Source organism: Ruegeria conchae, from assembly GCF_000192475.1.
GTDB classification, from domain to species: domain Bacteria; phylum Pseudomonadota; class Alphaproteobacteria; order Rhodobacterales; family Rhodobacteraceae; genus Ruegeria; species Ruegeria conchae.
In genome coordinates, this window is the sequence record NZ_AEYW01000004.1 from 212051 (window position 1) to 222238 (window position 10188).

Here is a 10188-nt window from a genome sequence, read left to right on the forward strand (position 1 = left end):
AAACAAGAACATCCGAGGCGACATGATCGAGATAGCTGGTACTCAATATGCGTTGAATGACCCCGTCATCCTGATCACTGGCGGAGTTGTGGCGTTGATTCTGCTCTTGCTGTTTCTATCGCTACGGGCGTCACAACGCTCGGCCCGGATGGCCGAACCCTTGGCCCGGCAGATGGCCCATTTGGGACAGCATGTGCAGCAACTAGGCCAAGGGCAGGAGCAGCTACGCGGCGGATTGCAGCATGTCTCGGACACGCAGGCCAATGCGCAGGTGCAGGTGATCCAAACTGTCGAATCCCGCCTGTCGTCGGTGCAGCAGCAGATGAATGACCGGCTGGCAGATAACGCGATGAAATCGGCGCGCGCCTTGGCTGAGATGCAGGAGCGAATGAAGGAATCGCTCCATGGCTCATCGAAACAGACGGCGACCTCGCTGACTCAACTGCAGGAACGTCTGGCGGCCATCGACAAGGCGCAAGACAATATTACCAAGCTGTCTGGCGACGTATTAAGCCTGCAGGATATCCTGTCGAACAAACAGACGCGCGGAGCGTTCGGGGAAATCCAGCTGAACGATATCGTCTCGAAGGCGTTGCCATCGGATAGTTTTCAGCTGCAGGCAACTTTGTCGAATGGACGACGGGCGGATTGCCTGATCAACTTGCCAAACCCTCCCGGACCTATCGTGATCGACAGTAAGTTTCCGTTGGAGGCCTATGAGGCGCTGATCGGATCGACCAACGATATGGAGCTGAAAGCTGCGGTGCAGATGTTCCGCAGTACCGTGCGCAAGCACATCAACGATATCGCCGAGAAGTACATTCTGGACGGTGAAACAGCTGATGGGGCGCTGATGTTCCTGCCGTCCGAGGCGGTCTATGCCGAGCTGCACGCCAAGTTCCCGGAAATTGTGCAGGAGAGTTTTTCGAAACGCGTCTGGATCGTGTCTCCGACCACCTGCATGGCGACGCTGAACACCATGCGCGCGATCCTCAAAGACGCGCGCATGCGCGAGCAGGCCGGTGCCATCCGCAAGGAGCTGGGGATGCTGCACAAGGATGTGGACCGTTTGGGTGAACGTGTCTCGAACCTGGATCGTCATTTTGGTCAGGCGGCCAAGGACATCTCGGAAATCAAGATAAGCGCCGAAAAGGCGGGTCGCCGGGCGCAACGTTTGGACAATTTCGATTTCGAAGAGCTTGCGCCGGATGACCACACAAACGTCGTGCCGCTGGGAAAAACCGAAAGCTGAGCGTTACTGGATGGATAAGTCCAGATTATAACCAACCGTCTTGCCGGTGTCGCGATCGTTACCCATCAGATAAACACGTATGGTGTAGTCGCCATCATCTGGAAGCTCGATCCGGGCGGTATTGCCATCAATTGAACCATTGTAAATTGCAACCCCGTCACTGTTCGGCGGCAGGATATTGAAATAGATCACGCCATAGCCGTTGGTGTCACTGACCTTGAGGTCGGCGAACATCTCCTGCCCAGCCTTGGCGCCCAGTTTATAGTCGAAATATTCGTTTCCGGTTACAGTACCATTCACCATCGTACCGAAATTGCCCGGTTGGAATTTCACGTCTGCTGTCATCTGAGCGGAAAGGCTGGCTCCGAAGGCCATTAACAGCGCTAAAGTTGCCATCCTTAACAATACTGAGATCTCCCAATTAGTTGGCGTCGGTAAACAACCCTACCACAACGAATTAGATTCGAAGAAATGGCTGGAACAGGCGCGGCATCAACTTGCTAAACTTCAGCGGAGCGTCGGTAACGGCCAGGCAAATGCAATCTTCGGAAATATCTGCCGTGGGCGTGTGATGGATAGATTGGTCGGCAATTTCGACATCGCCGCGGGCGAAGCGATCAATCTCATCTGAGAATGCACCCTGCAGGACCATCGTCAACTCTATGCCGTTATGGCTGTGATCCGGCACCGCTGCCCCGGCGGGGATAAACAACAACCGGGCGGTCGCTTCGCTGGTCGTGGGCAGGATTGCCTGTTTGACACCCATGCCGACGGGCTTCCATTTGATCGCGTTCACGTCGCCGCCAACATAGTCCTGCAGCGGTGCCGGAAGAACTGCACAAGTCGGGTGCGCGGGTTTCGCCTTTGGCGCGCCCTGAGCAATCAATGCCATTGTTGCAGCCAGCGAACCGTCGCTCATGCTTGCAGACGCATCCTGTTCCTGCAAAACACATCCGCCAACTGCATCAAAGCTCTCAGAGCGGGCGCGACAATGGTCACACAGCGACAGATGTGTGGCGACCATCAGGTCGAACGCCTCTGGCAGATTGCCTGCGGCATAGGCCATAAGCAGGTCGTCTGTCATGTGATGTTTGATCTCGTTTCTCATGCTCGTCATCTCAGTTCATTGCGTGGCGCAAGCGGTCCAGCGCCAGCCGTATCCGTGATTTGATCGTTCCCAAAGGCAATCCGGTCTGAGATGCGATTTCTCGATGGCTCAGATCTCCGAAGTAGGCCTTCTCGATCAGCTGTCTTTGCGCCTCGGGTAATGCCGCCATGGCATCACGCAGCTGCGCGGTTTCCTGTTGCAGCGCCAGAACGTCTTCCTGTTCCGGCTCCGCCTCTGGCCCCCACCAGAGGTCTTCGGGTTCAGGGCGGCGTTGCTTGCGCAAAACGTCAATGCGCTTGTTTCTTGCGATAGTGAACACCCAGGTCGCAACCGTTGCCCTTGTCGGGTCAAACAGATGCGCCTTGTGCCACAAGGTCGCCATGACCTCCTGTGCGCATTCCTCCGCCAGTGCAGCGTCTGACCCGGACTTGATTAGGAATGCTTTTATTCGAGGTGCAAAATGCTGGAACAGTTCGGCAAACGCGATCTGATCCTTCGCATCTCGGATACGACGGACGTGATCCACCCATTCCTTTCTGGAATCACAACATTTGTTTGGTCCGTTCACCGGTTTACCTTTAAATCGTTTGGCTCCGCGCACGGCACTTTTGACAACATGTTGTGCTGCCACATCGTCCAAGGTCACGGTATCTATCTCGGTAAACATAACCTGATTACGTTGTCTGACCCAAGTTGGATCAGTCTGGTGCAAAAATTTTCATCCAAAACGAGCAGTATTTCGTAATGTATGATGTAAGGGCATTCAAAAATGGATGTCTTTTGAACAGTTTGCAGTCAGTACGGAACATCTGCGTTATGAACACTGTTGATCACATAGCGGGTCATACCTTTCACGGGCGCAAGGGTGCGATCGATAATTCGTTTCGCTATTCAATCGATTATGTTCTGTTTGACCCTGAAGTCTGTGCCAAGACGCCCTTTTTGTTTTCGTTCAACAAGGTGAACCTGACCGGATGGCGAGATAGCGATCACGGTGGTGAGCCTGGTCGGGGTCGCGGCGCGATTTGGCTGCGTGAGTGTTTTGAGGCGCAGGGTATTCCTCAGCCGGATCAGATCACTCTGTTGACCCAACCGCGCATGCTTGGGCATGTGTTCAATCCAGTGAGTTTCTGGTTCTGCTTTGATGATGGGCATCAGCTCTATGCTGTGGTTGCTGAAGTGACCAATACTTATGGTACGCGTCACAGCTATCTGTGCCACAAACCCGATCATTCGCCCATTGCGTCAACTGATCGGATACTGGCTGACAAGTTGATGCATGTCTCGCCGTTTCAAGAAATTGAAGGGACCTATACGTTTCGATTTGATTATCGCGACGAGCGCGTGGGTGTCTGGATCGACTATGGCCGCGGCAGCGGGGGGCTGATCGCCACCCTGACGGGTCCACGCCGGCCGCTTAGCAACCGCATCATTCTGAAATCGCTCTGGCGCCGACCGTTCGGAGCGCGAAGGGCGGTGTTTCTGATCCACTGGCAAGCGCTTAAGCTATGGGTCAAGCGCGCACGATTCAGCCCCTTTCGCACCGCTCCCGTCCCTGATCAGCCTGTATCGCGTTCACATCAGTAAAGTCCTCCGCTTTGCGCAAGATCAAAGACGATCGCCTGTGGCATCGTTCAGATAACAGTGAACCGCGAACACGAGGAGTTGGGACATGTTGGAAATCTCGGCAAGAAAAATCGCCCAGGTTGCCATGATGGGGCGAGAGTTGAACCGGGCCGAGGGCGAGTTACGCGCATTCATCGAACGCATGAGCGAGGATGAACAAGCAGAACTGGTCGCCGTCATGTGGGTCGGTCGTGAGAGCTTCTTCGCTGAAGATCTGGCCGAGGCCATTGCTACCGCAAAGTCCGAGGCCTCAACCCCTTGTGCGGATTATCTGATAGGAACGCCGCATTTATCCGATCACCTGGAAAATGGGTTGGATGCGCTGGGAATCTCTGCCGAAGATGTCGAAAACGATCTGATGTAATCCCTGTTCTCGCGTTATGGCGTATGGGTTGGTCCGGATGCTGGCGCATCGGATTGGTTGATCCGCTTTCATTAAACAATATTAATGCGGCGTTCCTCCGAGGTTAATGTCGAGTTCTTTTATCAGGTTCATCAACAGCAACGATGAATACTGGAGGAATTCGACATGGCACACGTCAATACAACCGCAGCTGATCATCGGTCTCTTTTCTTCGGCCAGTTTGCGAACCAGCCTGAGGCCTCATCTGCATGGCAGCGTCGCAGAGTTTACAACAAGACGATCCGAGTGCTTGAAAAGCTCAATGATCATCAGCTTAGCGATATCGGCATCCCACGCGCTGAGATACGGCAGCGCGTATATCGAAACGTTTATCACAACACGCCCTATCAGGCCTGCTCTTAGGCACTGTCCGGTGCGATCCGAAAAGCAATCTATGTAAGTAAGCGCGAGGTAACGAATATGCTGGATAGCAACCCAAATCCGAAACAGAACGTGTCTAACAGTGCGCTGTTATTGTTCGATCAGGCGATGAGAATGCGCGCAATCCAAGCCGATATCGTTCGCGCCGGTCAAGAGCTGAACCGTCTTTCAGATTTCGAATTGTCAGAGCTTGGACTCAATCGCTGCGATGTTGAAGCGGTGATAGCGCAATATATTTGACGGCTGTCAGCGACGCCACAATGTGATCAGCCGCTTCGCGTGTTCGAAGCGGCTGATTGCGTTTTAGGCGGTGTGGTCCACGATCTGCAGGTGTTGCGCCAGTGTGTCGATCTCGTCCATCCAACCCTGTACCAGTTTCGGATCACTTGGCGCGGCGTGGACACCGGCAGGGATAGCACGGTTCAGGACGGCTTCGACTGCAAGGGACACCGGGATCGAAACCAGGCGTGCCATGGCCGTGCCGCGTTCGTCACCCCAAGCGTCCATGACATAGGTCTTATGCCAGACCTCAACGCCTTCTTTCTCGGCTTTCAGGCCCACACACAGAACCACGCGGTCGGGTTCGCCCTCGTCATAGGCGTTTTCTTCCCAGAACTGATCCGACATCTCTTTCAGGCGGGCGTCGCCTTCTGGCCCTGTGAGGGTCTCGATTTCAGTAAACACATCCGACCACGCGTCAGCCCAACCGTTCAGGCGCAGGGTGCCGCGGACGAATTCTTTGACCGGCCAGTGATCCTCGAATTGGTACTCGGCCTTAAACGGGATCGAGTCGCGGTTCGGGTAGACCTCGAAGCTTTCGGGCGCGGGCAGCGGGGCGATATAGCTGCTGATCGCGTCCCACGGGCGCGCGACGTCCAATGGGGCATAGTCGCGAATAGATTTCGAGGGTGAGCGCAGCGCCTTTAGAACACCCAATGGAGACCAGCTGAACTTGTAGCGGAACGGGTTTGGGTTCTTCGGGATCCCGCCGCAATACGAGATAAAGCTTAGGTGGTTCTGGGGATCGAACGCGTCCGATGCGCGGTAGTCGGCGACCAGAGCATGCGCCATCAGGTGGTCGATCCCAGGGTCCAACCCGACCTCGTTGACCAGCGCGACACCTGCCTCGCGCGCCTTGTCATCCAAAGCGCGCATCTCGGGCGCGATGTAGGAAGACGACACAAAGTTGGCCTCTTTCGAAATTGCCAGCTCTGCCAGTGGTACATGCCAGTCACCCGGCAGCATCGAGACGATGATGTCGCCCTTCTCAAGCACCGCGCCTAGGGCGTCGATGTCGAAGGCGCGGATGTCATCAGTCAGGTCTCCGACCTCGGCCTTGGCCTTTTCGACGGTCCGGTTCCAGACAGCGACCTTGTGACCGCCTTCGATTAGGCGGCGCAGGCCGGGGATGGCCGACAGGCCGGTGCCACACCAGTGAATCGTCATCGCTCAGATCCCTTCGATATGAGTTTTGTAAGTTGCTTCTGCTCGACCCCAGACGTCACTGTCCAGATCGGTCAGCGTCAGCAGGGACGGTAGCAATTGCGCCGCGTAGTCTTCCGAGCTTTCGATGGGCAGCATCGACGGCAAATTGTCGATGGCCATCACGTCCATCACAGGGTCGGTGGCCACGCGTAAAGCGGGTGCGTCCCATGTGGTGGCGTGGTCATAGACCGGAACCGGGTTGTAGTCGCTATCGGGGTCACAGGCTACATCGCCGATGGCGGTCAGACTGCGGGGCGTGCTCAGAGCATCGCGCGTGACAAAAACCGGGGTGCCCGGTCGGGCGAAGATGCAGTTCAGGAAGAGATCGTGATCAAGGATTTCGGGAAATGGCCCGCCGCTGGACGTCTCGGCAATGTCCCATTTGGTGACGGCAACCCCCATGGCCTCGCACATATCGGCGGCGCCGGTGCCGACACGGCCTAACGCGCCGATAACGATGGCGCGGGGACGCTCGGCTCCTGTAGCATCCAGTTCGGCCATCAGTTCAGCATTCAACGCGTCTTTGTTGGCATAAACACCAACGGGCTGGCATTCCTGCCCGCGTTGCTGCGCTGCCCATGTCTTCAGTGTAACCGCAGCCCCGGCGTAACCGGCCCAATAGCCAAAGGCTGCAACCCTGCGGCCATCTGCGTCCACCAGATATTCCAAGTCATAAAGCGTGCCGCCACCGGCCTTAAACCGCCGCAACAATTCGCGTCCAGAATGCTGACCCTTATAAGCATGGCCAAACATGATGTGGCGGTGAGGCAAAGGCGTGCCATCCTCGGGCAGCTCTTTTAAGCCAAAGACGATTGCGTCAAGCGGGGCTTCTGGCCACGAATTCTCGGACGCGATTTCGCAACCTGCCTGTCTGTAACCATCCAAAGGAATAGCCCGTACAGAGCTTTCTTCGACCGTCACACGAATGCCTGCAGCGATCAGTGCGGCGGCACCTTCAGGGGTAAGCCCGACCCGTTCCTCGTTCGGGCGCTGTTCCGCCCGGACCCAGAGATGTGTCATCATACTTCCTTTTGTCAGAGCATTCCGGCGGCGCGCACCGCCTGAACCGATGGCCGAGCCTCCATCGCCTCGCGGAAGGCGATGATCTTGGGAAAGGCCGAAACGTCGACGCCGTCACCTTCCAGCCAGCTACAGACCACATAGAGGTAAGCGTCGGCCAGCGAGAGTGTCTCACCCAACACGAACGGACCACGCAGCCCGTTTGAAACGATATAGTCGCATGACTCGGTCATCGTCTGGGGCACCTTGTCCTTCATGTCCTTCCAACTGGCCTTCTTGTCCGCCCAACGAGGCCCGCGCAGTTTGTGCGCGTGGTTCACATGCATGGTCGAGGCCAGATAATACATTACCTCTCGCATTCGCGCTGCCATCACGGGATCTGCCGGAACCAGCGCGGCCTCGGGTGCTTTGGCGGCAACAAACTCCAGCAGGGCGCCGGTTTCAGTCAAAATACCACCATCAACCGCAAGCGCAGGTACACGGCCTTTGGGATTGATTTGCCTGTACGCTGGCTTTGTCTGCTCACCCCCGGCGAAATCAAGCTGCACGGCTTCATATTCCAAACCGGCCTCTTCCAGCGCAATCGCCACAGCGACTGAGATTGTGCGGGGGGCAAAATAGAGCTGCATCCGCGCCTCCTTAAAGGTGAGTTTGGGCAAAGTGCCGATCTGGAGCTTCCAGATGGGGCACTGCATTGAACAGGACCGGGCTCAGTTGCGAACCGATTGGGTGCAGACGATGCATCGACGTATTCATGATGGCAAGCGCCACCCGTGCCATCGAAGTGATATCCAGCATCATAGCCTGCCGGACCACCATCGAAATCAGCCCCCCCGAAGTCACAACAATCGCGGGCCCGCCCTCGGTTCCGATATCGCGCAACGCGTCGCGGACGCGGGTTTCAAATTCGACGAAGGTCTCTGGCGGGTTTTCAATTTCGCCATTGGCCCAAGCGGTAAATGTCTTGGGAAGATGTTCCACAAACTCTTCGCGGTCGATTGGAATCGCCACGCCATGTTGCTCATGAAACAGCTGCGCGAGGGTGAAGTACTCAATTTCGTTGAGGCGCGCGTCGTGCACAGGTTCGGCCAAACCCATGCTGGCTGCTGTCTCCACATGACGTGTAAGGGTGCCACAATAGACCCGAGGGTGATGGGCCTGGGTATCTTTCAGATGCGCACCCAGCCAACGCGCTTGCTGGTGGCCCAGATCGCTGAGCCTGTCGTAGCTATTCTCGTCCCGCGCGGCGGTGTTGGCCTGCCCGTGACGCACCAATGTAATGAATGACATTTCGAACCCTCTTGCGACGAAGTCTTAGGGCAGCTTCGCGTTCGGGGCCAGAGGGGTTTGGGGAAAAACTGCATCAATTCACGCCCCTCCCTTGCGAGCTAATCTGACGGGCGTATTGTGCATTCTGGTTGATCGGGGGAATGTAATGGCAGTCGACGAAAAAAGGTTTCTGGAAGATCTGCATAAATTACGGCAGTTCGGAGCTTCTGGCGTGGGCAAAGGTGTCATTCGGCCTGCTTATTCTGAAGCTGACATTGCAGCCCGTCATTGGCTGGCAGGCCGCATGGCCGAAGCCGGGTTGACCCCCCATTTCGACCCGGTTGGAAACCTTTTCGGATTAGCCGAAGGACCGTCGCTGTTGATGGGGTCGCATTCAGATAGCCAACCCGAAGGCGGTTGGCTGGATGGCGCATTGGGTGTGATAGCGGCGCTTGAGGTCGCGCGGTCCAGTGAGCAACCTATTTCAGTTGTCAGCTTTCAAGATGAAGAAGGTCGGTTCGGTGTCACAACGGGCTCGGCGGTTTGGTCTGGCGAATTGGATCTGGAACGGGCAGATGAGCTGACTGATCATACCGGAGAGACCTTTGGTTGCGCGCGCGCGTCGATGGCGGATTGTGCCGCTAGTTTCGTCGACCCGGGTCGGTTCACCGGGTTTGTCGAAATGCATATCGAACAAGGCCCCTCGCTTGACACGCAAGGTGACCAGATCGGTGTTGTTACCGACATCGTCGGCATTCGCAATATGGTGGTTCAGTTTGATGGCCAGCAAAACCACGCAGGTACAACGCCCATGCACCTGCGACGCGATGCATTTCAAGCGCTGTCCCTTTTCAACACACGCCTTAATGACCAGTTTCGCAACGTGGTAACGCCGCAAACGGTCTGGACAATTGGGCATGTAGACCTGCATCCCAGCGCGTCCTCAATTGTGCCGGGCCGTGCGCGTTTTTCGATGCAGTGGCGCGATGGAGATGCAGATCGGCTGGCAAGGATGGAAGAGATCATTCGCAACACCGCGAGCGATATCGCCGCACAATCGGGTATGGAGCTTAGCTATGGATCCCTTCTGGGCTTGGAGCCTGTGGCGATGGATCACAAACTTCGCAAAGCGCTGGAAGCGGCTGCCGAGCAGATCGCCCCAGGCCGGTGGCGACGGATGCCATCAGGGGCTTTGCATGATGCAACCAATGTTTCGCGCATGATGCCGGTTGCGATGCTTTTCGTCCCGTCGATTGGTGGAATCAGCCACGATTTTACCGAGGATACAGCCGAAACTGACCTGGTTGCCGGCTTGAAGGTTCTGGATTGTGCGGTTCAGAAACTGAAGTCATCAATGTGATAAGGTGCTGTAAGATCTGAGCTTCTACCTTCGTATGGTCTGGGAAGGATTGGAAAAGCAAAGCAGTAAGTTAGGCGTGATCCAAAGAGTGTTGCTTAATGGAAAAAAGTTTCCTATAGGAACATTATTAAAGCATACACTCGCATACGAGCTTGGCCTGTCCTTGGTCTGCCATCTAAAACCGGGGCTGAATCGTTGCAAAATATTCAGCTTGGGTCAGACTGGCGGGATAGCTTCTGTTCACTATACAATAAGAAGGTAGCCATCATGACATCCTTAAAGCA

13 protein-coding genes are annotated in these 10188 nt (G+C 55.9%); 6 read left to right on the forward strand and 7 right to left on the reverse strand.

Annotated features, from left to right (window positions below; all coding sequences use genetic code 11):
* The first annotated feature begins 22 nt into the window (after positions 1-22).
* Positions 23-1252 (forward strand): DNA recombination protein RmuC, encoded by a 1230-nt coding sequence (locus tag G7G_RS0104095; RefSeq protein WP_010438660.1) that lies wholly within the window; start codon positions 23-25, stop codon positions 1250-1252.
* A gap of 3 nt (positions 1253-1255) precedes the next feature.
* On the opposite strand, the gene G7G_RS0104100 is transcribed toward G7G_RS0104095, so the two are convergent.
* The 3 genes from G7G_RS0104100 to G7G_RS0104110 form a co-directional block, all read right to left on the reverse strand.
* Positions 1256-1627, reverse strand: coding sequence for a hypothetical protein (locus G7G_RS0104100; protein ID WP_238528762.1), 372 nt, complete (start codon positions 1625-1627; stop codon positions 1256-1258).
* A gap of 82 nt (positions 1628-1709) precedes the next feature.
* Entirely contained in the window at positions 1710-2360 is a 651-nt protein-coding gene (locus G7G_RS0104105; RefSeq protein ID WP_010438663.1) for a ChrR family anti-sigma-E factor, read from the reverse strand.
* Positions 2361-2370: 10 nt separating this feature from the next.
* Positions 2371-3027 carry a sigma-70 family RNA polymerase sigma factor gene (locus tag G7G_RS0104110; protein WP_010438665.1) on the reverse strand — a complete coding sequence of 219 codons (657 nt, stop codon included), beginning with the start codon at positions 3025-3027 and terminating at the stop codon, positions 2371-2373.
* Between the two features lie 149 nt (positions 3028-3176).
* Here G7G_RS0104110 and G7G_RS0104115 point away from each other — a divergent pair, with 149 nt between their 5' ends.
* From G7G_RS0104115 to G7G_RS0104130, 4 genes are all read left to right on the forward strand, one after another.
* Positions 3177-3947, forward strand: coding sequence for a DUF1365 domain-containing protein (locus G7G_RS0104115; RefSeq protein WP_010438667.1), 771 nt, complete (start codon positions 3177-3179; stop codon positions 3945-3947).
* 85 nt (positions 3948-4032) lie between these two features.
* Positions 4033-4350 (forward strand): DUF3775 domain-containing protein, encoded by a 318-nt coding sequence (locus G7G_RS0104120; RefSeq protein WP_010438669.1) that lies wholly within the window; start codon positions 4033-4035, stop codon positions 4348-4350.
* A 165-nt stretch (positions 4351-4515) separates the two neighbouring features.
* A complete protein-coding gene (locus tag G7G_RS22735; protein WP_010438671.1) occupies positions 4516-4752 on the forward strand; it encodes a DUF1127 domain-containing protein in 237 nt (78 codons plus the stop codon).
* Between the two features lie 57 nt (positions 4753-4809).
* The gene (locus G7G_RS0104130; protein ID WP_010438673.1) at positions 4810-5010 is read left to right on the forward strand and encodes a DUF1127 domain-containing protein; all 201 of its coding nucleotides are present in this window, start codon (positions 4810-4812) and stop codon (positions 5008-5010) included.
* 63 nt (positions 5011-5073) lie between these two features.
* Here G7G_RS0104130 and G7G_RS0104135 read toward each other — a convergent pair whose 3' ends face one another.
* From G7G_RS0104135 to G7G_RS0104150, 4 genes are read right to left on the reverse strand one after another with little or no spacing between them, the layout of a single operon-like run.
* Positions 5074-6216: a saccharopine dehydrogenase family protein gene (locus G7G_RS0104135; protein ID WP_010438676.1), complete on the reverse strand. Its 1143-nt coding sequence runs from the start codon at positions 6214-6216 to the stop codon at positions 5074-5076.
* 3 nt (positions 6217-6219) lie between these two features.
* A complete protein-coding gene (locus G7G_RS0104140) occupies positions 6220-7275 on the reverse strand; it encodes a saccharopine dehydrogenase (protein ID WP_010438679.1) in 1056 nt (351 codons plus the stop codon).
* Positions 7276-7289: 14 nt separating this feature from the next.
* On the reverse strand, positions 7290-7904 hold the full coding sequence (locus tag G7G_RS0104145) for a glutathione S-transferase family protein (RefSeq protein WP_010438682.1): 615 nt from the start codon (positions 7902-7904) through the stop codon (positions 7290-7292).
* Positions 7905-7914: 10 nt separating this feature from the next.
* The gene (locus tag G7G_RS0104150) at positions 7915-8565 is read right to left on the reverse strand and encodes a histidine phosphatase family protein (protein ID WP_010438686.1); all 651 of its coding nucleotides are present in this window, start codon (positions 8563-8565) and stop codon (positions 7915-7917) included.
* Between the two features lie 145 nt (positions 8566-8710).
* Between G7G_RS0104150 and G7G_RS0104155 the strand changes: the two genes are divergently transcribed.
* Complete coding sequence (locus G7G_RS0104155) at positions 8711-9904, forward strand: Zn-dependent hydrolase (protein ID WP_010438688.1); 1194 nt, start codon at positions 8711-8713, stop codon at positions 9902-9904.
* The last annotated feature ends 284 nt before the right edge of the window (positions 9905-10188 follow it).

What these genes read in the sequence shown, in the direction of transcription:
- G7G_RS0104145 (WP_010438682.1), bottom strand. Translation starts at nt 7,904, where the DNA reads ATGCAGCTCTATTTTGCCCCCCGCACAATCTCAGTCGCTGTGGCGATT.
- G7G_RS0104105 (WP_010438663.1), bottom strand. Translation starts at nt 2,360, where the DNA reads ATGAGAAACGAGATCAAACATCACATGACAGACGACCTGCTTATGGCC.
- G7G_RS0104095 (WP_010438660.1), top strand. Translation starts at nt 23, where the DNA reads ATGATCGAGATAGCTGGTACTCAATATGCGTTGAATGACCCCGTCATC.
- G7G_RS0104150 (WP_010438686.1), bottom strand. Translation starts at nt 8,565, where the DNA reads ATGTCATTCATTACATTGGTGCGTCACGGGCAGGCCAACACCGCCGCG.
- G7G_RS0104100 (WP_238528762.1), bottom strand. Translation starts at nt 1,627, where the DNA reads ATGGCCTTCGGAGCCAGCCTTTCCGCTCAGATGACAGCAGACGTGAAA.
- G7G_RS0104130 (WP_010438673.1), top strand. Translation starts at nt 4,810, where the DNA reads ATGCTGGATAGCAACCCAAATCCGAAACAGAACGTGTCTAACAGTGCG.
- G7G_RS0104110 (WP_010438665.1), bottom strand. Translation starts at nt 3,027, where the DNA reads ATGTTTACCGAGATAGATACCGTGACCTTGGACGATGTGGCAGCACAA.
- G7G_RS0104115 (WP_010438667.1), top strand. Translation starts at nt 3,177, where the DNA reads ATGAACACTGTTGATCACATAGCGGGTCATACCTTTCACGGGCGCAAG.
- G7G_RS0104155 (WP_010438688.1), top strand. Translation starts at nt 8,711, where the DNA reads ATGGCAGTCGACGAAAAAAGGTTTCTGGAAGATCTGCATAAATTACGG.
- G7G_RS0104135 (WP_010438676.1), bottom strand. Translation starts at nt 6,216, where the DNA reads ATGACGATTCACTGGTGTGGCACCGGCCTGTCGGCCATCCCCGGCCTG.
- G7G_RS22735 (WP_010438671.1), top strand. Translation starts at nt 4,516, where the DNA reads ATGGCACACGTCAATACAACCGCAGCTGATCATCGGTCTCTTTTCTTC.
- G7G_RS0104140 (WP_010438679.1), bottom strand. Translation starts at nt 7,275, where the DNA reads ATGACACATCTCTGGGTCCGGGCGGAACAGCGCCCGAACGAGGAACGG.
- G7G_RS0104120 (WP_010438669.1), top strand. Translation starts at nt 4,033, where the DNA reads ATGTTGGAAATCTCGGCAAGAAAAATCGCCCAGGTTGCCATGATGGGG.